The organism is Alishewanella sp. HH-ZS (assembly GCF_001704375.1).
Lineage (GTDB): Bacteria > Pseudomonadota > Gammaproteobacteria > Enterobacterales > Alteromonadaceae > Alishewanella > Alishewanella aestuarii.
Map to the genome: position 1 here is coordinate 1 of NZ_LZEJ01000043.1, position 20,468 is coordinate 20,468.

Below are 20,468 nucleotides of genomic sequence, written 5' to 3' on the forward strand. Positions count from 1 at the left end.
GGGGATTTGTGTATAAGAGACAGCGCGGCAGCGGGGGCTTAGTTTGTTTTAACCACGCTTTTAATCGTGCTTAGTTAGCGCGGATCTCTAACAAGGTTGACCCACGCTCAGTGCCATTAGCATCCCTGAACGACATCACGCCCATGTAAGGGAGCGTTGAGCGCTGCAAATTACGGGTATTCAGCGTTATGTTGTTATAACGACCGGTTACCGCACGGGTTGGAGCCAGGATCTGTGACGTTACATTGTCATTTTGGTCAACTATCCACATTGGGATGGTGTAGGTAACCTGAGCTGCACCTTTTAAATCGCGTGGATGAACCCAAACGATATAGAAGTTACGGGCTGCAACATCTGCTGCCGGAGCTGGATCACGTAATACAATATCTTCAAAGCCACTGTCACTGGTAGACGATGCTACAAATGCACAGCTATTATTGATACAGCGATATACATACAGGTCCAGAATCGCACCTGGTACATCTGCCAGGCCTTCGTTTAACATAAAGCGAGCCACCCGAGTACCTGCCGGAATTAACACAGTATGGGTGCCAAGGCTTGGATCGTTAAACTGGAAGGTGCGATCCGGATCTTGTGGGATGGTGCGCGTACCACCAAACGGAGCTGCAAGACCAACCTTGGTGGTTGAGGTATTACCGGTGTAGTTAAACAGCACAGGGAAGGTTACCCGACCAGAACTGGCCGCAACCTGAGCTGAAATCACTGCAGGTGCCTCCAATAATGGTGGCTCAATGGCGCGGATAGCGATTGGGCTACGTACTTCATAGGTACCGTTACTTAAGGTCAGAGCACCGAAACGCCAGCTGTTATAAACTGTGGTAGCCGTTGTGCGGAAACGTACTGCATAACGTGCGATACCGTTGGCAGGCACGCTCAGTGAGTTACTCTCAATCCACTGACCATTTGCTAATACCAGAGGTGTGGCAGTAATTCCTGCCGGCGCGTTAACACTAATATTGTAAACAGAGGCAACACCCGATACGTCTTTTACCTCTCTATACACTACCCGATTGCGATCTAACTGACCAATGCCAATAGAGGGCAGGTTCAACTGGCTTGCTTCGAAGCTATAACCGGCGTTAGCGTAGGTATCACAGCTAAAGCCAGTGGCATTCTGCACGAAGGCTCTGGCGTTCAGGCCGCACAGGAAAGCGTAGTAATGCGCTGCGCTAACATCATAGACCAGACCTGGATTGGCTGCACTGGCTGGTACCGCGTGGCCGGCGCCAAAGTCGAAAGGATCAGCTGCAGTTGCCCCACTTTCCTTCGTTACGTTCTGTCGCGCAGTGGTCATCAAGGCTGATTTAATCATAGCCGGAGACCATTCAGGATTTGCGCCACGAAGTAAAGCCGCCATACCAGCAATATGCGGGCTGGACATTGAAGTACCTTGCAGATAGACAAAGGGAACATTCGGGCGAGTTAACAACGGGCCCTCAGAGGCGGCTGCCAGAATGCGAACGCCAGGAGCAGTAATATCGGGTTTGATAATATCTGCTGAAGCCAGGTTAGCACCACGCGAAGAGAAGGAGGCCATAATATTTCCAACTTCAGTACGCTGTTGCAGGGCTCCCGGAGCCAGGCGAGCGCTAACGGTTTCGCCGCTGTTGATAGCACTCAGAATCGTCTGGCCATTCGCCAAAGAGATCATCACGCCTGGAATATTAAAACGACCCGTGCCGCCCATGACAATAGGAGCGGTACCGTCACTATTGATCACGATAGCACCAACTGCGCCGGCAGCTTGAGCTGCGGCTAGTTTAATATCAAAGCCGCAGGTACCACGCTGCATAACAACCAATTTACCGGCCAGAGCTGCGCTATTAGTCAGTGCAGTACAGGCTAAAATTGGATTAGCAACGGCCAAATCAGCCTGAACCGGGCTTATTGTCGACAGTGGCACTGTGGTTGAAGCTTCAACTGCCTGGTAATTGCCAGCTGCTGCTCCGCTTAATACCGAAAAATTCGTTGAGCCAGCGACAAAAGAAGTACCGTCATAAGTTGAGGCGGCAACACTCATTACCCATGGAGCAGGAGTACCCACGGTGCCAGCGCCCGGACCACTGTTTCCAGCTGAAACAGAGACAAAAACACCGGCTTGAGTTGCACGAAGTTTTGCGGCTGCCGCTATTGTGGTCAGGCTTGTAGTACTGCCACTGATTGAGTAGTTGATAACATCGACACCATCCGCTACCGCGGCATCAATCGCAGCCATCGTATCGCCGCCAAAGCAACCCCGCTCAGCAACGCCACTCGGACTGGTGTAACTGCTATTCCAGCAAGCTTTGTATGCCGCAATACGTGCACGCGGAGCGATACCCGTTACAAAACCAGCAGGCTGGCCGTCAATAATAGCTTGCACCCGCTCGTTGCCCGCCGCTGTGGCAGCAACGTGAGTACCGTGGTTATCCGCATCCCGGGGCGAGCGATATTCACCTGGCTGTAAATTATAAACAGAGGTAAAGGCTTGGTTGAAAAAGCGCGCACCGATCAGTTTATTATTACAACGAAAGGTTGCATCCTGGCCAGAATCACAAAAACCAGTGAATTTTTCCAGCAATGAGTAAGTACCGTCATCAGCGAAGCTTGGATTCTCAGGCCAAATACCGGAATCGATAATACCAATAACGACGTCTTCGCCTTTCACTCCAAGGGTATGCTGACCATTTGCACCGTTTAAACCAAGGAATTCAGGTGTGTTTGCTGTATCCAGTTGCATTGGTTCATCCAGCCAGATACCAATAACATCAGGATGTTGTTGTAAGCGCTGAGCCTCGTCAGCAGTTAACACCGCAGAAAACCCGTTAAAGGTGTGTGTGAAAGAGTGCAGGATATTGCTGATGCCCTGTTGTTCAGCCAACTGCTGATGGAACTGTCTTACCCGTTCATTATAGGCCTGCATAGCGGGTGATTGGGCATTGTACATATTGCCCGCCGCCAGTTGGTTGTTAGGTGCCAGCTCGCCTAAATTTACCGCTTGCTCAACGCCAGTCAGACCTTTAACCTGAATAATATAGGGAGCCTTGGTTGCTGAAAGCTCAGACAATTGAAGTTCGCTGGTATCAACGCTGATCTCAAACGGGTTGGCAGCAAGGTTAGGGTTGGCAACAACGCTGCCGATTGAGCAGGTTGCTATCACAGACAAGCTCAATAGCTTGATTTTAGTATTAAGTTTTTTTGTTAGCATTATTTTTATTTCTCATTATTAAGATCGTACTTAGCTTTAGCACCAACTTGAATAACTATGCTAAAAAAACACCTTTATAGTTAACTGTAAAGAAAACTGACAGCTATATGATGTTTTTCGGCAAGTGTTTAAATTGGTGTAATAAAAGCTGACAGTATTAACGCTTTGCTGTGTAGCTACGACGAGTCTTTGCTAAACCAATCATCCCTAACAACAATAAAGCCAGTGTGGCGGGAGCCGGTACGGGTAGCCGCGCATTACCAAGAGAGATCTCAATAACACCTAATGAGCTGCCTGCTGAAATGTCCATAAAACCAAAATCATCAGCAAAAAAGAGTTGGTAGCTGATGTTGTTGAACTCATCCAGGACTTCGAAGGTTAAAAAAGACAGGCCTTGTTTCAGATTGCTCATCGAAAACTCAGCATAAAATAAATCGCTCATTTGCTGAACAAAACTTGTTCCAAATAACGTCAACTCAAACCAGGCTTCGACCTCAAATTTATCAACATCAAATTCAAACGCCTCTAGCACATTGATGCTGACAGAACCTATTAAGGCTTTATTGCTACCTTCAACTTCATAGATATCCTGACTAAGGATCAGAGAAGCGTGAGCAGAAGGTTGGAACAATACAAAGGACCCGGCTAAAAGCAGTAGCGCAGAAAAAAACTTCTTCATTAATTCGTACTCCTGGATTATTAATGTTTATTATAAATTATGCATTTTTATGCAGTTTGAGAGTAACTGCACTGCAAAATCCAGGATGCACGCTTCATGCCAGCTCATTAACAGCAAGGTCAACTCTGTTAACAATTAAGCGGTTTTCTTTATTCTTTTAACCTAGAACGGATGGTGCGGAACCTATTCTTTTGGTGGGGCTACAGCATCTGCTACCTGAACTAGCTACAGGTTGCAGATGCTGAATACTAACGGTAAGGATTGCGTGATAACTTTGTGAACTGGCTAAGGATGATGATAGTAGCTGTTAAACTATAGGTAAACATAATCAGTCGGCTCCAGGCCGCCATGCTTAAACCGGCAAATTGCCAGTCCACACCACCACAGGTGCCGGTAACCTCAAATACTGCAGGCAGCCACTTATCTAACGCCAACCAGGTTGGAAAATCCGCAAATAAGGCACAGGTCGTAAAGCCTCCTCCGGCCAGGATTTGTTCGATATTTACCAGCTCCTGCGCCTGATACAGGCCATACAAAGCGCTACCCAGCCATAAGCTCAGTGTGGCAAACCTCAGCATTGCGTTGCGAGGTGCCAGTAACGCCAGTAACGCCGCCATTAAAATACCGGCAAAAGCAACCCGGATATAGATACATTTAATGCAAGGCTGATAATTTAATGCGTACTGGAAATACAGCCCGGTTAGCTCCATAGCCAGAGCGGTTAGCGCTAACAGCAACCAGGGCCAGCGTTGCATCGATAAGGATTTCAGTGTTTTAAACATGGTATGACGATCTGTTATTGTTGTTTTGCTGGCTAATCTAAGGGATTTCAACAAAATACACAATGCAAGCCGAAGGGCAGTGGCAAGCTGGCAAGCTATTTTTACAAGCTGACTTGTTAATGGCATCGGCTCTGGTACAATCAGTGCCAACTTATAAGAACCATTATTGACACGGATAACGGTGCATGACCAATCTGATTAAAGCGCAAAGCCCGGCGGGTTTTGCCGAAGAATATATCGTCGATTCTATCTGGAACGGCAAATTTGCCCCGGGTTCTATTTTACCGGCAGAGCGCGAGCTCTCCGAATTAATTGGTGTTACCCGTACCACGCTACGTGAAGTATTACAGCGGCTGGCGCGTGATGGCTGGTTGACTATTCAGCATGGTAAACCCACTAAAGTAAATAACTTTTGGGAAACCTCAGGCCTGAATATTTTGGAAACCCTAGCCCGGCTGGACGAAGAGCGGATGCCGGATCTGGTCGACGAGCTGTTATCTGCCCGGACTAATATCAGTGCGATTTATATTCGCGGCGCCATTAAAACCCATCAACAACAGGTCATTGATGTCCTTACCGGTGCTGAGCAGTTGGAAGATACAGCCGAAGCCTTTGCTGATTTTGACTATAACCTGAACCATGAATTGGCTTTACATTCGTCAAACCGGATCTATGTGCTGATTTTAAATGGTTTCCGTGGTTTGTATAACAAAATTGCCCGCTTTTACTTTTCCAGTCCGGCGGCGCGGGAACTGGCCCGCCAGTACTATCAGCAATTAAAAGCCCTGGCGCAAACCGGCAAGCATGATGATGTGGTGATGACAGTGCGTAAATATGGTATTGACAGCGGTAAGATCTGGTCTGAACTGCGGCCGACCATTCCGCGCGATCTGATGGAATAAGCCAAGTTAGGCTAAGATAAAAGCCGCAGCCCGCTCTGCGGCTTTTTTATACCTGCCGCACTGGGCTGACTACACTTTTTGATATAAGATATTCCCAATTGTTATAAGTGAGTCCTTAGCGGAGCCCAAGATGTCAGCAGATGCCATGACCTGCCGGAAAGTCAGTGAGATCTATCTGGATAACAACGCCACCACGGCGGTGCTACCCGGCGCGGCAGATGCCGTGTTGCAATGTATGCAACAGGATTTTGGTAATCCCAGCAGCACGCACAGTACCGGCATTAAAGCCAAGGCGTTGTTAGAGCACAGCCGCAAGCTGGCGCGCCAATTATTGGGCGCTGATAACGGCGACATTATCTTTACCTCAGGCGCTACCGAAGGCATCCAAACCTCAGTGCTGTCGGCATTGCTGGCGATCCGTGAGCGCGGCTTGGCGGGGCCTGACACCCTGTTACTCTATGGCGCAACCGAACACAAGGCGGTGCCGGAGAGTCTGAAACACTGGAATTGCCTACTACAACTTAATGCCAGTATCCGTGCCATCCCGGTACTTATCAATGGCCTGCTCGACTTAGAGGCGCTGGCAGAGCTGCTGCCAAAAGCGGCTCTGGTCTGTACTATGGCTGCCAATAACGAAACCGGTGTGCCGCAGGATTTGCAGGCGATTGAGCAGTTGTTGAACCAGCATAATGCTGATGCTTACTGGTTGGTTGATTGTGTACAGGCGCTGGGCAAAATGCCGCTCAATTTGGCGGCAAGCCGCATTGATTATGCGCCCTTTAGTGGTCATAAACTTTATGCCCCCAAAGGCATCGGCTTTTTATATGTGCGCAAAGGGGCACCTTATCAGCCACTGATCACAGGTGGTGGCCAGGAAGGTGGCTTACGCTCTGGTACCGAAAACCTGCCGGGTATTGCTGCGCTAAACTATATCTTTCAGCAATTGCTGGATCCCGAGCACAGCATCTTTGTCGGTAGCAACCAACTTTATCAATACCGCGAACAACTCTTAGCGGCACTACGTCAGTTATTTCCGGCACTGGTGCTAAACAGCGATTTACCGCAGGCACTGCCGACCACGTTAAATTTCTCGGTCCCCGGCTTTTTTGCCAAAGATATTCTGGATCTATTCGACGCTGCCGGTATTCGGGTCAGCTCAGGATCGGCCTGTAGTTCAAAAGTCACAGGTAGCTTTGTGCTGGATGCGATGGGGTTGGAGCGCTGGCGCAGTGAAGGGGCGATCCGCTTATCCTTTGGGCCGGCGTTTAGTCAGGCCGAGTGTGAGCAAGCCTGTCAACGCATCCTCAGCCTGGTGTCGGTGGTTAAGCAACATGGTCTGGTATTAACAGACGGCGATCCGTTGAATATACCGACCAGCAGCGGCCTGTATCAGTTTAAACATGATGCCTGCTGCAGTTATTTGCTTCTGTGTCAGCAAAGCCGCCAAGCCCTGATTATTGATCCGGTGCTGGCGTTGACCGAGCGGTTATCGAATATTGTTCAAAGCCGCGGCCTAAAGCTGGTCGCCGTGCTGGAAACCCATATTCACCAGCAAGCCGGACAAGCTGCGCTGCTGTTACGTCAACTCTTTAGCGGCCAACAGTTTGATCAAACCGGTTGGCCGCAGGATCAACAACAGTTGCACATCGGCCCCTACCAGTTAAGCCGTATCGCCACACCCGGCCATAGTCCACTGGCCTATAGCCTGTTGCTAAAACAAGCTGGTGAGCTGAAAGCCGCTTTTGTCGGCGATCTGCTATTACCCGGCGGCATTGGCCGCACCGATCTGGCAGGTGGCGATGCGCTGATGTTACAACACAGCCTGCAACAGCTGGCGGCTCAGCTTTACCCCGAAACCTTGCTGTTTTCCAGTCATGATTATGCACAGCGCTTTGTCACCCGTTTAAGTCTGGCGCTACAGGAAAGCCCGCTGCTGGAAAGCCTATTGGCCGGCGCACCGCAGCAACAATGGCAGCAGGTGTTAAATCAGCAATGTTGGCAGTTGCAGCAAGCCAGCAGTCACCTGTGTGGCTATGTTGAAGTGGCTAACGACGATGCCATTGCCTTACTGCAGTCGGCACAGCTGCCAGACTTATTAGCAGAACCTGGTTTGGTCGTGCTGGATGTGCGTGAGCCCTATGAGCAAAGTGCCGGTGCTTTGAACCGTTATTTGCCCCTTAGTGCAGAGGTACTCGAAGTGCCGTTATCCCGGCTTTGCGATGCGGTATTGCAACAGCAATTACAACCAGAGCAGAGCTTATTGCTGGTTTGTCGCAGTGGTAATCGCAGCTTGCTGGCGGCACGGGTGCTGCGGCGCCTCGGTTTTAGCAAATTGTGGAATCTGCAGGGTGGGGTGGCATTACTCAGTTAGTGCTGCCGTCACTTAGTAAAAAAAACGCCGGCAGAGCCGGCGCAAACATGCTGCATCAGGTAAACCGTTAATAGAAAAACTGCTGTAATGGGTTGAGTAACCGTACCAAACCTTTGTTAAATTTCAGTGGCGCGCTTAACACCGACAGGCATAAACAGTCTTCATCAGCCCGGGTATGCGGCGTATGTGTGTCGGCTGGGGTGTTGATTAGCAAGTCCCCGGCACCATACTCGCCATTTTCATCACAAATCGTGCCGCTTAGTACCAGTGTCATTTCCAGACCCAAGTGGGTATGGTTCGGAATTTCTGTGCCCTTATCAATATACAATAACGACACATGCATCTTATCGCCCGCCGGTAACTTGGCGGTGGCAATACCACCAAGCTGCAGCCACTTGCCCTGCTGCTCAGCCAGACGGCTTAGCGCGCGCGGGATGGCAAATTCACGACCATTGATCTGTACTTTCACCAGTTCGCGAGCCGCTTTCTGCCGCGGTTTGTCCAGCTGCGGCTGCCCGGTGATCTCTGCCAGCAGCGCGGTAAAATCGTCAGTGTCGTTCTGCTCAAGCGGCATACTTGCTAGCATATCAGCCTGGTCGTTATGAATGTCCTGACAAACACGCTGACAATGCGGGCACAAATCAATATGAGTGGCTACGGCAAGGGCCACATCGGCCGACAGAGTGCCGGCAACATATTGCTCCATTAACATCATGCCGGGATGGAATTTAACTGCGTGTGTCATCTAATGCCTCTCTTAAACGGTCTAACGCCAACCGGATCCGTGATTTAACGGTACCCAGCGGGATGTCGAGCTCTTCTGCTACTTCCTGATGTGATTTTTCTTCCAGATAAACTTTTTGCATTACCAGCCGCTGTGCGACCGGTAAGGCATCAAAAAACGGTGCCAGCTTTTCGCTCAGTAACATGGTTTCCCACTGATCGGTGGCGGACTCTTCCAGCTCCGGATAGTCACCGTCAGCCCACAGATCGTCCGCACTAATATCATCTTTACGACTCTGCTTTTTGCGCAGCATGTCAAAGCGTACATTACGGGCGATGGTAAAAATCCAAGTTGAAGCACAGCCACGACTGGGATCAAATAAGCGGGCTTTCTTCCAAACGTTTAACATGGTGTCCTGCACCATCTCCAGCGCCTGTTGTTCGTTACCGAACATTTTCATACCAAAGGCTTTTAACCGTGGCGCAAAATAATTAAACAACTCCGCATAAGCCGATTTATCGGCGTGCAAGGCAACAAAGGTCAAGGCATCTTCCCATTGACCGGTGCGGATATGTGGCTCGGCGCTCTCGGCACTGATAGTCATTCGGTCTGGCATCCTCGTGGTCGTCCCCGAGTGCTCATGATGCCCTGTCAGCACGGTAGAATCCAACATAATTCGTTTTCCTGGTATGGCCAGTAGCTGTTCTAATGGGTTCCTGATGTTTTACGCGGCCTGACACTGAGTAGATTGATTTTTTATCAATCAATAAATCGAACATAAACAGCAAAATTATCGGATTTTTTTCCTAAAAAATCTAAGTAAACTAGTTTTATTGGATTAGCCAAAGGAGGCAACGATGAAAAACATTCTGGTAATTAATAGCTCAATCAGCGGTAGCAATGGCAACTCTAACAAGCTGGTGCAGTTTTTACTGGCACAGCTGTCTGGCGCCCAGGTAACGGAAATTGATTTAAATGCACAGCCGTTGCCGCATCTGGAAATGAGCGAAATCGGCGCCTGGATGACGCCTGCCGCCGAGCGCAGCCGCGAGCAACAAGCCTTGGCCGCTCGTTCAGATGAGCTGATCGCTAAAATTGAAGCGGCAGATGCCATCGTCTTTGGTGTGCCGATGTATAACTTCGCACTGCCAAGCCAGTTAAAAGCCTTATTAGATCGCCTGGCTCGTGCCGGTGTCACCTTTAAATACACCGAAACCGGCCCGGTTGGCCTGTTAAAAGACAAGCCAGTGATTTTCGTGCTGGCCCGCGGTGGTATTTATGCCAATACGCCGGCTGACTCTCAGGTACCGTTCCTGAAAACCTTCTTTAACTTTGTTGGTCTGACCCAGCTGCATTTTGTTTATGCGGAAGGCCTGAATATGGGCCCGGAAGCGGCAGAAAAGGGCCTGACCGCTGCACAGCAACAACTGACCGAGCTGGCGAAGCAACTCTTTATCTAAAGCGGTCAGCGTTTTAGTTAAAGCTGTTATCTTTAGCTTCATTCAGTCACGTCCACCAGGCCGGCAGTTGCCGGCTTGGTGCTTTTTGGCGTATTCGCTTTGCATTCAGCCGCATAAGGTTGCGTTCTGTGGGCAGCCTTTGTATAACTGTGCGGTCTTGTCATTAGTAAGAACCAAAATAATGAAAACATTCCGTAAAGCCTTACTCTCACTAAGCTTAAGCGCGCTGTGCTGGCATAGCAGCGCTGCCCTGGCCAAAGCCGAACCGCAAACCTGGACTACTGACACCATCAGCGTGCAGCAGGTCTTTAGCGCTAACCCAGATATTCGTTTTACCATGGAACAAATCATGGCTGATCCGGATTGGTTGGGCCGTCAGCCGGAAACGGCGTTCTGGTCGCCGGACAGCAGCACCATTTATTACCAGCGTAAACGCGAGGGTAGTGAGTTACGGGATTGGTTTAGCCGCCCCTTGTTAGTCGAAGGCAACGGCGAGCTGGTTAAGCTGGCGCACTGGCATCAGATGGGCGCCTCGCAGCTGGTGTATAACAGTGATCGCAGCAAAGCGGCCTATGTGTTTGAAGGCAATGTGTTTGTGCTGCAAAACGGTGAGTTGCTGCAGTTAACCCGCAGTAACAGCAGCCACAGCCGGCCGCAGTTCTTGCTGGATGGCCGCCTGGTGTATCAGCAAGGCTGGGATTTTATCGCCTACGACTTTAACAACGGCAGTCATACTGAGCTCGCCAGCCTGAAGACCGAAGATGCGCCGAAAGCACCGGCCGTGCCCAAAGGCTATCTGGCGCAGGAGCAACACAAGTTGCTGGAGTTTGTCGCGCTGCAACAACGCAACCAGGCTGAGCGCTTTGACGCACAGCAACAATTACGGCAACAAAACGCCAGTTTAGCGCCAGCTGCTATCTATGTTGGTAAAGGCCAGCAAATTGTCGATGCCAGCTTATCACCGGCCGGTACTCATCTGATCCTGGCCAGTCGCAAGCAAAGCAGCCGCAACGAGAAAGACATTATGCCGAACTATATTTCGGCAACCGGCGATATTCTGGCGCAGCCGGTACGGGCCAGGGTAAACGACTTTAAACCTGAGCCACAGAAGCTGATCCTGGTTGACTTGCGCGATGGTAGTCAGCACGAACTGAGCTATACCAGTTTGCCGGGCTATAACGAAGACGTACTGGCTGACGTTAAAGCAGAAAATGCTAAAGCGCGGGGCGAAACCTATAAGAGTGCCAAGGTGATCCGCGATATTGGTTTAATGACCGATTGGTACTGGAGCCAGAGCGCGCTGCGTTGGCACCCGAATGGTCAGCAGCTGGCGGTCATGTTAAAGGCCTTTGATAACAAAGACCGCTGGATCGCGACTGTTGATCTGGCAGGCAAAAAGTTACAACCACAGCACCGCTTACATGATAAAGCCTGGGTTAACTACGCCTTTAACGACTTTGGCTGGTTAAACAACAGCGAAACCCTGTATTTCCTGTCAGAAGAGAGTGGTTACTCCCATCTGTATACCAAGGGCCTGAAAGATCGTAACCCGAAGAAACTGACTGCCGGCACCTTTGAGGTGAGCAATCCGGTACTGACGCATAATGACCAGTATCTGTATTACACCGCCAACGTCAGCCATCCTGGTATTTACAATGTGTACCGGTTGGCGCTGGCTAACGGACAAATTGAACAGCTGACCAACCTGCTGGGTAGCACCGAGTTTACCTTATCACCGGATGAGCAAAAGTTGTTACTGCGCCATTCTACTAACCTGTTGCCACCTGAGTTGTACGTCGCGGATGCCCGGCCAGGCGCTGAGCTAAAGCAATTAACCAATACCATTTCGGCACAGTTCCGCGAATTACCGCTGGTGGCGCCACAGGTGGTAGCTGTACCGTCCAGCCATGGCAAGCATCCGGTATTTAGCAAGGTCTATCTGCCAGCAGATTATCAGCAGGGTGAAGCGCGCCGGGCAGTGATCTTTAACCACGGTGCCGGCTATCTGCAAAACAGCGATCTGGGTTGGTCGGGTTACTTCCGAGAGTTCTTCTTCCACAACCTGCTGGTACAACAGGGTTATGTAGTGATGGATATGGATTTCCGGGCATCAAAAGGCTATGGCCGTGACTGGCGTACTGCCATTTACCGTCAGATGGGAACACCGGAAATTCAGGATCTGGTCGATGGTGTCGAGTGGCTGGTAAAACATGCCAATGTTGATCGTAAGCGCATCGGTACCTATGGTGGCTCCTACGGTGGCTTTATGACCTTTATGGCGCTGTTCAAAGAGCCAGAGCTATTTCAGGCCGGGGCGGCACTGCGGCCGGTTAGTGACTGGGCTTATTACAACCACCCTTATACCTCGAATATCCTGAACACGCCGGATATCGATCCTATTGCTTATGAACGCAGTTCACCGATCTACTTTACTCAGGGTCTGAAAAAGCCACTGCTGATCAATGCGCCTATGGTCGATGATAATGTGTTCTTCCAGGATGTGGTGCGTTTGGTACAACGGCTGATTGAGCAGGAAATCATTCACTTTGAAACCGCGATCTATCCGGTGGAGAATCATGGTTTCCGGCAACCAAGCAGCTGGCTGGACGAATACCGCCGTATTTACAAACTGTTCGAGCAAAACCTCTAATCTCCACCAAACTTATCCACAGCACTCCGGTACCGGTCTGAGCTCAGACCTGTTCCGGAGTCGCGTCGAACCAGTTGCCGCTGGCACTGACAAAGTCGGTGTCTGCGGTAAAGAGCAGGGGTTGCTGGCTATATGGCTGCTGTAAACGCAGTTCTGCGGCATGCAGCAATAAGCGGGGTGCTGCCGCTGCCTGTTCGGGCGAGGCATAAAAATTATCCCCCAGGATCGGATGGCCCAACGCGGCCAAATGCACTCTTAGCTGATGTGAGCGCCCGGTTACCGGTCTTAGTTCTACTAAACTGCAGTCTTGCCGTACCGCAATACGTTGATAAAAGGTTTGTGCGGGTTTACCAGCAGTATCCACCCGCTGTTTTGGCGCCTGATCCGGATCGGCACTCAGGGGCAGATTAATTTCTCCCGGCTCGGCTGACATCACGCCGGCGACTACCGCCAGATAGCGCTTTTTAACCAGCCGCTCGGCAAATTGCCGTTTTAACTCGCGCTCCGCCTTGCGTCTTAACGCAAACACCACCACGCCTGAGGTACCGAGATCCAGCCGGTGCACCAATAACGCGGTTGGAAATTCGCGTTGTACCCGGCTAAGCACTGAATCGCTAAGCTCTAACGCCCGGCCGGGATTTGTCAGCAAGCCGCTGGGTTTATTCACCACCAGCAGATCTTTATCCTGATACAAAATTGGCAGCGGGCCTGGCGGAGGCTGGTAGAACTGATACATATTCATCTGGAAATCCGAAACTATCCATCATCTTGGCGGCAGCTTAACGGCTTTGGCGCCGCCTGCAAGGCTTTTTTGCCAACAGCCAGGCTAACTTGGTTATAATGCGCTGCTTTGCAGCAAAGGAACCGGATCATGACAGCGGCGTTAGATGAATTGGCAATTTTGCCGGCAACCAACCAGGCCTACCACATCCTGTATCAGGATGAAGCCTTATTGGTGGTTGATAAGCCGACTAAGCTGTTAACTGTGCCGGGCCGGCATCCGGCGAACCGCGACTGCTTGATTAGCCGGGTACAGTGTGAGTTCCCAGGCGCACAGGTGGTGCACCGGCTTGATTACGACACCTCTGGCATAGTGCTGCTGCCGCTGACTAAAAAGGCGCTGTCAGCGCTAAGTAAGCAATTTCAGGCCAGAACTATCAGCAAACTCTATACGGCCCGCGTTGCCGGCCAATTATCTGCTGCTGCCGGAGAAATTAATTTGCCAATTGCGCCAGACGCTGAGCGCCGGCCACTGTATAAGATTTGTCAGCTAACGGGTAAGCCTTCATTAACACGTTATCGTGTGCTGGACTACCGGGCAGGGGACAACAGTACTTTAGTGGAGCTGGAGCCGGTAACAGGTCGCTCGCATCAGCTGCGCTTGCATTTGGCCGCTATTGGCCATCCAATTCTGGGTGACAGCTTATATGCGCCAATCGACATCGCTGGTGCCTCCTGCCGTTTGTTACTGCATGCCACAGTTATCGAGTTTGTCCATCCACTGACGGGCAAATTACTACAACTGCAGACGCCGGTATCTTTCTAGTCGCGTCTGGCGCGCAATAACACATTGATACCACTGGCGTTGGGGTAAAGACGGATTGTCCAGTCCAGAGAACTATCAGGCAACTGGCACGTCAGATACTCGGCTTGTTGCTGGATAAAGCTGCGCTGGATTGCTGCGGTCAAAACACTAAAATCTTTGCCCGGCCGATAAAAGACTTCGTTTAAGGATTTGCCGAGTAATGGATTCTTGGATGCGCGCAACAACTCTAATGCTTGCTGGTTGATAAAGGTGAGATTCAGTTGTTGATCCAGGCTTAAAAACGCATCGGAAATCTCATCCAGGGTCTGGAATAGCGCCAGTCGTAGTTGATCCGAGTGCTGCCAGAGCTTTTTCTGCTCACTGATATCCATCGCAGAACCAAACCAATATAGCACTTCGCCTTGTTCGTTAAAGATGGGTATGGCCGAGGTCAGATGCCAGATATATTGGCCATCTGCGCGTAAAATGCGAAATTCGATTTTGTAGGGAGCTTTATTGGCGACACATTGTTGCCAGTAACTGAGCACCGGTTGTTGATCGTCCGGGTGCAGAATAGCCAGCCAATCGGCAATAATCGTTTGGGTGTCACGGCCACAAAACTGGGCGAAGGTTTCCGAGGCAAAATCGACCTGACCCGCCGCGGTGGCAGTCCAAACTTTTACTGGCAGGCTATCGGCTAATTGCTGAAAGCGACGTTGCTGCTGCGCGAACCGACTGGCTTCATCATGATGATGTTGAATATTCTGCAAAATGCCGCGTACCAGATCCGGATCGGCCGGATCCTGGTAACTGATGATCCTAACCCAAAGTGGCTGCTGACACTCCTGCTGTAATTTGCACTCCAGCATCTCCGGTTCGCTGCTACTGCCGGCCTGTTCCAGTTGTTGGGATAATTTGTTTCGATTGGCACTGTCAAAGCAATACACAAATTGGGCCAGAGTAATTTCCGCCAGGTTTACGCCCAGCAACTGTTGGCTTGGCAAGTCAAGCCGTACCATTTTCCGATGATTATCCAGCCACCAATGGCTTAGTCCGGTGACCTTGTTTGCCAGCTCTAAATCCTGCTGGGTTTGATTAACCTGATGTTGTTGCCGCAGTTGTGACTCGCGAAACGCCATCGCCTGCATACTTAACCACCAGAGTAGGATGATCGACAAACAGGATACAGTGCGGTTCGCAATAACATAAAACGTAGAAAATTCTGCTGGCGCATTAGGAGCAATAAAAAAGCCCAGCCAAACGGCAAGCAAGGCGAAGCCAGCCGTGCTATGTAACAGCAGTCGATTGGCACTCAGACCCGCCAGAGCAACCAAGGGGGTGTACAAAATACCATGGGCAAAGCCGAGTTGAGTCATGCTGTCACTAAGTAACACCAGCAGTAGTGTAATACTGAGAAACCAGCTTGCGGCGGCACTATGCTGCATAAAATTGAGCAGTTTCGGCATCAGCATCCTTGAGTATCCAGCAAAGCAGTACTAATGCGGTTTACGCACAGAAATTGTCGATAGTTGACTGCCGGCTGAAAATTTTTTTGCTTAAAGCATGTTAATCTCCTGCTCAAGGTATAACACAAAGTCCGGTAAAGCCCCAAGGTTTCGTTGCGTTAGTGTTATTTTTTAATGATTTTATTGTACGTCCCGCTTTGGGAGTAATCGCAAACAGGAGCAGAACCTAATGTTAAATTTATTACTCTTCCCCGTTGTCGCCATAGCTCTGACCGCCAACACCGCTACGGTGAGCTGGCAGGACCACGCAAGCATGCCGTTACCGGTACAGGAAATTTATCCGGTGTTACATCAAAACACTATCGTCGTAGCCGGTGGCCTGAGCAGCGAACTTAGTGACAGCGCTGCACCTGTCACTGCACGGGTACAACAATATTCAATGAGTTCACAGCGTTGGCAGGATGGCATCGCCTTACCTGAGCCACGGCATCACAGCCATCTGGTGTCGGTGGCAGGTAAGTTGTTTTCACTCGGCGGTTTTGTTGTTACCGAGCAAGGTTGGTGGATTAACAGTCGGGATATTCTGTTGCTGGATGAAACAGCAGGCCAATGGCAAAAGGTCGCCGAATTACCGGCGCCGCTTAGCGAAGCTGTGGCGACCGTTATCGCTGAGCAGGTGCATATTGCCAGCGGCCGCACCGCGACTGATGCTAACAATGGCCAATGGCGCGACAATACCGATGTTAGCTGGCACTGGGTGTTGGACCCGCACAGTTATCAGATCCGTGAGGCTGCGCCAGTGCCAACAGCACGTAATAGTGCTGCTGCTGCCTTACTGAATGGCCGTTGGCATCTGGTGGGAGGGCGCACTGTCGCAGACGGCAATCTGGCGGTACATGAAGTGTTTGATCCCGTAGCTAACAGCTGGCAACAACTGGCACCGCTGCCACAGGCACAGGCTGGTCTGGCGGCAGCGGTAGTGGGGAATAGCTTACTGGTGTTTGGCGGTGAGCATTTTAATGCCGGTGGCGGCGTCTTTGACAAGGTTTGGCAGTACCTGCCGGCTGAAGATCGCTGGCAGGTACTGACCACCTTACCGATAGCGCGTCATGGCCATGGAGCTGTGGTCGTGGGTGAGCATGTCTATGTGATTGGCGGTGCAGCAGAGGCAGGTTTAAAGGCTACGCTGGGAAAATTGCAACGCTTAACGGTAACGACAAAAACGGCGCACTAAACCTAAAAACTAAACCTGCACATTAATATTTAAACCGCTACTTGGCGCCAGAGGGCGTGCGATCAAACTAAAAGGGGTCGCTGCATTGTTGCCTGATACCGAGACCGTACTGGTTGGATTAGATGGAGTTTCTGAGTCAGTTTGCTGCTCAGCGTCGTCCTGCGGTGCGCTCTCCGACGCTGCGGTGCGATCCAAGGCTGAGTTTAAGCGTTCAGTTCGTTGTTGCTGACTCTCCGTCAAGCGATCCGCGGCAGCCAGATTTTGTTGCAACAGGTTCGCGCGGTTAGCTGACTCAGTCGCTTCAGAATCCAGTTCGCGCGCCTGTTGCTGCGCAGCTCTGGCTTCACGCCGTTTGGCGGCAGCCTGTTGCTCCAGTGCTTGCGCTTGTTGTTCGGCTTGCTGAGCTTGCCGCTCGGTTTGTTGGCGTAATAATGCAGTAACCGGAAAACCTGCACCTGCAATGGCGGACGTCATACGGTGATTCCTCGTTAAACTCCAACTAGCCGTAGAAATTATCAATCCTAGCCTGGAAATTGTAGCTTAGATTTGCTCAAAAAACCAACAGCTCGGCGCTTGTGACACTCGTCGGCGACACTGCTTGTCGCGGTGACCTGCCGGTTTATCTGGTTTTACCAGAGTAGTTTTTTTTCTACCTCAACCAACAGCATCACCAGTAAAGCCGCGCCAAGCGACCATAACCAGTGTTGCAGGCTAAGGGGCTGGGTGCCAAACCACAATTGCAGCAGCGGACTGTAGACAAAGGCCAGCTGTAACAACACCAGTATGCCGATCGCCAGCCAGGCAATGCGGTTGGTAAATAGCAGTGTGGGTTTAAGGCTAAAGTTATTCAGATGCCGGCTGTTTAGCAAGTAACCGGCCTGCGCCACCACCAGTGCCGTTACTGTTACCGTGCGGGCAGTCGCCAGATCCAGGCCCTGTGCTAATGCCAGCTGAAATAATGCCATGGCACTGCCGCCAATTAATAAGGATACCAGGGCTATGCGGCGCAAAAAGGCAGCACTTAACAACGCTGCGCTGCTTTGTCGCGGCGGGCGCTGCATCACACCCGGCTCGGCCGGTTCAAACGCCAGTGCCAGTGCCAGGGTAATGGCCACCACCATATTTACCCATAAAATTTGTACCGGTGTCAGCGGCAGCGTCAGGCCAAATAACACCGCACAAAGCATTACCAAGCCCTGAGCGCCGTTGGTCGGCAGAATAAATAAAATGGCTTTACGCAGGTTATCGTAAATAGTGCGTCCCTCTGCGACAGCTGCCGCTATGGTGCTAAAGTTATCGTCAGCCAGCACAATATCCGCGGCTTCTTTACTGGCCTCCGAGCCCTTAATACCCATCGCCACGCCGACATCAGCCTGTTTTAATGCCGGCGCATCATTTACACCATCGCCGGTCATTGCCACCACTTCGCCCTGTTGCTGCAGCGCCTGTACCAGCCGCAATTTATGCTCCGGGCTGGTACGGGCAAAAATATCGCCCGCCAATGCCATTTGTTGTAGCTGTTCGCTGCTGGCTTGCTCCAGTTGTTGCCCGGTATAGACCTGTAACGTGGCATCGGCCGCTAAACCCATCTCCCGACCAATGGCTTCTGCCGTACCGGCATGATCGCCGGTGATCATTTTTACCCGGATCCCGGCGGCCCGACAGGCGGCAATAGCGCTAATGGCTTCCGGGCGCGGCGGGTCGATAATACCAATCAGGCCATAAAAGCAAAGCCCGGTTAGATCGCTAAGCCCCAGTTCGGTTTGTTCGGTATCACGGCCGGCAGCGGCCAGCACCCTTAGCCCTTGCGAGCTCAATAGATTAAGTTGCTGCTGCCAGAATACCTCATTTAATGGCTCGGTTTGCCCCTGGGCATTCAGCTGTACCGAACAGCGTGGCAATAAGCGATCTGGCGCGCCTTTTAACAGCAACTGCCGGCTGCCGTTGCGGTGTTGCTCCAGACTGGCCATAAATTTATTTTCTGACTCAAACGGGATCACCGCTAAGCGCTGATGTTGTTCCCGTTCAAAGCCGGCTTTTTCCGCCAGACAAAGCAGGGCGCCCTCGGTAGGTTCGCCATGTACCAGCCACTGGCCGTCTTTTTCCACCAGCTGACTATCGTTGGCTACGGCGATCACTTCAATTAACGCCGCCAATGCCGGATGTGCTGCCAGGTTAACTGGTTCTTCTGCAAAGCGCAGTTCACCCTGCGGCTGATAACCGACGCCGCTAATCTGATATTGGCCTTGCGCGGTGACGACTTCTTTGGCTGTCATTTCGTTGCGGGTTAGGGTGCCGGTTTTATCCGAGCAAATCACCGTTACCGCGCCCAGGGTTTCCACTGCATTTAAGCGCCGGGTAATGGCTTTGCGATCCGCCATTTGTTTTACCCCCAGCGCCAGCGTAATGGTCAGAATAGCCGGCAAGCCCTCCGGGATAGCCGCTACCGCAAAACCAATGGCAGCCAGAAACACTTCGGCATGGCTATAGTCGTGCAGTAACATGCCGACAGCCAGCATTAACAGCGCCAGTAATGCAATCACCAGCGCCAGATAGCGGCCAAACTGGTTCATTTGCCGGGTGAGCGGTGTGGTAATGCCCTGAACCTCGGATAACAGCTGGTTGATTTGACCAATTTCCGTTGCCGCACCGATGGCGGTCACCACGGCGATACCGCGCCCTGACGTCACCAGGGTGCCGGAAAAGGCCAGACAACTGCGATCGCCAAGTGCCGCATCCAGCGCAACTGGCTCGGTTTGTTTGGCTACCGGCTGCGATTCTCCGGTGAGCGCCGACTCTTCAATCCGCAGCTCAGTGCTATCCAACAAGCGTAAGTCGGCCGGAACCCGATCCCCAGAGCGGATCTTTACCACATCGCCCGGCACCAGCTGCTCGGCCGGCACTTGTTGCCACTGGCCATCGCGACAAACATTGGCATGTACTGACAGCATCTGGCGGATCCCGGCCAAAGCCTGTTCGGCTTTACCTTCCTGAATAAAACCGATAACTGCATTAATAATCACCACCGCCAGAATCACTGTGGTGTCCAGCCAGTGGCCGAGCAGGGCGGTAACCGCTGCTGAGAATAACAGTACGTAGATCAGGGTGTCGTGAAAGTGCTTAAAAAAGCGATACCACAGCGAGGGGCCTGCGGCCTGTGGTAGTAGATTAGCGCCATACTGTTCTGCGCGACGCTTTGTCTCAGTCACAGTTAAACCTTGCTGAGTACTATTAAACGCTGCCAGCACTTGAGTAGCGCTCAGGCTGTGAGCATTAACAGGTGCTGTCGTTTTTGGCTTGCCAGCGGCCATAACGTTGTTCCTTTTTTCACCAATTACACACAGTATGCCAGAAAAAGGCCGCCACCGACCTGCGCTACATCAAACAGTTATCCACAGCACTCCGGTACCGGTAAGAGCTCGGACCTCCGGCTGGTACCGGAGAATAATATGAACGCCTCCATGAAC

15 protein-coding genes are annotated in these 20,468 nt (G+C 51.3%); 6 read left to right on the top strand and 9 right to left on the bottom strand.

Features of this window, described 5'->3' with window-relative positions:
• Positions 1-70 precede the first annotated feature (70 nt).
• From A9165_RS14290 to dsbB, 3 genes are all read right to left on the bottom strand, one after another.
• Positions 71-3,160: a S8 family serine peptidase gene (locus tag A9165_RS14290; RefSeq protein WP_255365735.1), complete on the bottom strand. Its 3,090-nt coding sequence runs from the start codon at positions 3,158-3,160 to the stop codon at positions 71-73.
• 205 nt (positions 3,161-3,365) lie between these two features.
• Entirely contained in the window at positions 3,366-3,887 is a 522-nt protein-coding gene (locus A9165_RS14295; RefSeq protein ID WP_008610135.1) for a PEP-CTERM sorting domain-containing protein, read from the bottom strand.
• A gap of 248 nt (positions 3,888-4,135) precedes the next feature.
• Positions 4,136-4,669, bottom strand: coding sequence for a disulfide bond formation protein DsbB (dsbB, locus tag A9165_RS14300; protein WP_039925603.1), 534 nt, complete (start codon positions 4,667-4,669; stop codon positions 4,136-4,138).
• A gap of 185 nt (positions 4,670-4,854) precedes the next feature.
• On the opposite strand from dsbB, the gene fadR reads away from it, so the two are divergent.
• Positions 4,855-5,571, top strand: coding sequence for a fatty acid metabolism transcriptional regulator FadR (gene fadR / locus A9165_RS14305; RefSeq protein ID WP_008610137.1), 717 nt, complete (start codon positions 4,855-4,857; stop codon positions 5,569-5,571).
• A gap of 130 nt (positions 5,572-5,701) precedes the next feature.
• Positions 5,702-7,942 carry an aminotransferase class V-fold PLP-dependent enzyme gene (locus A9165_RS14310; RefSeq protein WP_065956405.1) on the top strand — a complete coding sequence of 747 codons (2,241 nt, stop codon included), beginning with the start codon at positions 5,702-5,704 and terminating at the stop codon, positions 7,940-7,942.
• A gap of 67 nt (positions 7,943-8,009) precedes the next feature.
• On the opposite strand, the gene A9165_RS14315 is transcribed toward A9165_RS14310, so the two are convergent.
• Together A9165_RS14315 and A9165_RS14320 are read right to left on the bottom strand one after the other, a co-directional pair.
• Positions 8,010-8,687, bottom strand: a complete 678-nt coding sequence (locus A9165_RS14315) for a ChrR family anti-sigma-E factor (RefSeq protein ID WP_065956406.1) — start codon at positions 8,685-8,687, stop codon at positions 8,010-8,012.
• Entirely contained in the window at positions 8,671-9,270 is a 600-nt protein-coding gene (locus A9165_RS14320) for a sigma-70 family RNA polymerase sigma factor (RefSeq protein ID WP_008610140.1), read from the bottom strand. Before A9165_RS14320 ends, A9165_RS14315 begins: the two co-directional genes overlap by 17 nt.
• Before the next feature lie 253 nt (positions 9,271-9,523).
• Between A9165_RS14320 and A9165_RS14325 the strand changes: the two genes are divergently transcribed.
• Both A9165_RS14325 and A9165_RS14330 read left to right on the top strand, forming a co-directional pair.
• Positions 9,524-10,126, top strand: a complete 603-nt coding sequence (locus A9165_RS14325; RefSeq protein WP_065956407.1) for an FMN-dependent NADH-azoreductase — start codon at positions 9,524-9,526, stop codon at positions 10,124-10,126.
• 181 nt (positions 10,127-10,307) lie between these two features.
• Positions 10,308-12,776 carry a prolyl oligopeptidase family serine peptidase gene (locus tag A9165_RS14330; RefSeq protein ID WP_065956408.1) on the top strand — a complete coding sequence of 823 codons (2,469 nt, stop codon included), beginning with the start codon at positions 10,308-10,310 and terminating at the stop codon, positions 12,774-12,776.
• A 43-nt stretch (positions 12,777-12,819) separates the two neighbouring features.
• Here the strand turns inward: A9165_RS14330 and A9165_RS14335 are convergent, their stop codons facing one another.
• Complete coding sequence (locus tag A9165_RS14335) at positions 12,820-13,518, bottom strand: RluA family pseudouridine synthase (protein WP_008610147.1); 699 nt, start codon at positions 13,516-13,518, stop codon at positions 12,820-12,822.
• A 129-nt stretch (positions 13,519-13,647) separates the two neighbouring features.
• Here A9165_RS14335 and A9165_RS14340 point away from each other — a divergent pair, with 129 nt between their 5' ends.
• Positions 13,648-14,322, top strand: a complete 675-nt coding sequence (locus tag A9165_RS14340) for a pseudouridine synthase (RefSeq protein ID WP_008610148.1) — start codon at positions 13,648-13,650, stop codon at positions 14,320-14,322.
• Here the strand turns inward: A9165_RS14340 and A9165_RS14345 are convergent.
• Positions 14,319-15,767, bottom strand: coding sequence for a PAS domain-containing protein (locus A9165_RS14345; RefSeq protein ID WP_255365736.1), 1,449 nt, complete (start codon positions 15,765-15,767; stop codon positions 14,319-14,321). The genes A9165_RS14340 and A9165_RS14345 overlap by 4 nt on opposite strands.
• A 229-nt stretch (positions 15,768-15,996) precedes the next feature.
• Here A9165_RS14345 and A9165_RS14350 point away from each other — a divergent pair, with 229 nt between their 5' ends.
• Positions 15,997-17,001 carry a galactose oxidase gene (locus tag A9165_RS14350; protein ID WP_065956410.1) on the top strand — a complete coding sequence of 335 codons (1,005 nt, stop codon included), beginning with the start codon at positions 15,997-15,999 and terminating at the stop codon, positions 16,999-17,001.
• Positions 17,002-17,010: 9 nt separating this feature from the next.
• On the opposite strand, the gene A9165_RS14355 is transcribed toward A9165_RS14350, so the two are convergent.
• Together A9165_RS14355 and A9165_RS14360 are read right to left on the bottom strand one after the other, a co-directional pair.
• Positions 17,011-17,475: a hypothetical protein gene (locus tag A9165_RS14355; RefSeq protein ID WP_065956411.1), complete on the bottom strand. Its 465-nt coding sequence runs from the start codon at positions 17,473-17,475 to the stop codon at positions 17,011-17,013.
• A 155-nt stretch (positions 17,476-17,630) separates the two neighbouring features.
• Positions 17,631-20,312: an HAD-IC family P-type ATPase gene (locus tag A9165_RS14360; RefSeq protein WP_065956412.1), complete on the bottom strand. Its 2,682-nt coding sequence runs from the start codon at positions 20,310-20,312 to the stop codon at positions 17,631-17,633.
• Positions 20,313-20,468 lie beyond the last annotated feature (156 nt).

Excerpts from the sequence above, each read along its gene's own strand:
- fadR (WP_008610137.1), top strand. The coding sequence starts at position 4,855 with ATGACCAATCTGATTAAAGCGCAAAGCCCGGCGGGTTTTGCCGAAGAA.
- A9165_RS14315 (WP_065956406.1), bottom strand. The coding sequence starts at position 8,687 with ATGACACACGCAGTTAAATTCCATCCCGGCATGATGTTAATGGAGCAA.
- dsbB (WP_039925603.1), bottom strand. The coding sequence starts at position 4,669 with ATGTTTAAAACACTGAAATCCTTATCGATGCAACGCTGGCCCTGGTTG.
- A9165_RS14310 (WP_065956405.1), top strand. The coding sequence starts at position 5,702 with ATGTCAGCAGATGCCATGACCTGCCGGAAAGTCAGTGAGATCTATCTG.
- A9165_RS14325 (WP_065956407.1), top strand. The coding sequence starts at position 9,524 with ATGAAAAACATTCTGGTAATTAATAGCTCAATCAGCGGTAGCAATGGC.
- A9165_RS14355 (WP_065956411.1), bottom strand. The coding sequence starts at position 17,475 with ATGACGTCCGCCATTGCAGGTGCAGGTTTTCCGGTTACTGCATTATTA.
- A9165_RS14320 (WP_008610140.1), bottom strand. The coding sequence starts at position 9,270 with ATGACTATCAGTGCCGAGAGCGCCGAGCCACATATCCGCACCGGTCAA.
- A9165_RS14335 (WP_008610147.1), bottom strand. The coding sequence starts at position 13,518 with ATGAATATGTATCAGTTCTACCAGCCTCCGCCAGGCCCGCTGCCAATT.
- A9165_RS14345 (WP_255365736.1), bottom strand. The coding sequence starts at position 15,767 with ATGCCGAAACTGCTCAATTTTATGCAGCATAGTGCCGCCGCAAGCTGG.
- A9165_RS14295 (WP_008610135.1), bottom strand. The coding sequence starts at position 3,887 with ATGAAGAAGTTTTTTTCTGCGCTACTGCTTTTAGCCGGGTCCTTTGTA.
- A9165_RS14360 (WP_065956412.1), bottom strand. The coding sequence starts at position 20,312 with ATGGCCGCTGGCAAGCCAAAAACGACAGCACCTGTTAATGCTCACAGC.
- A9165_RS14340 (WP_008610148.1), top strand. The coding sequence starts at position 13,648 with ATGACAGCGGCGTTAGATGAATTGGCAATTTTGCCGGCAACCAACCAG.
- A9165_RS14330 (WP_065956408.1), top strand. The coding sequence starts at position 10,308 with ATGAAAACATTCCGTAAAGCCTTACTCTCACTAAGCTTAAGCGCGCTG.
- A9165_RS14350 (WP_065956410.1), top strand. The coding sequence starts at position 15,997 with ATGTTAAATTTATTACTCTTCCCCGTTGTCGCCATAGCTCTGACCGCC.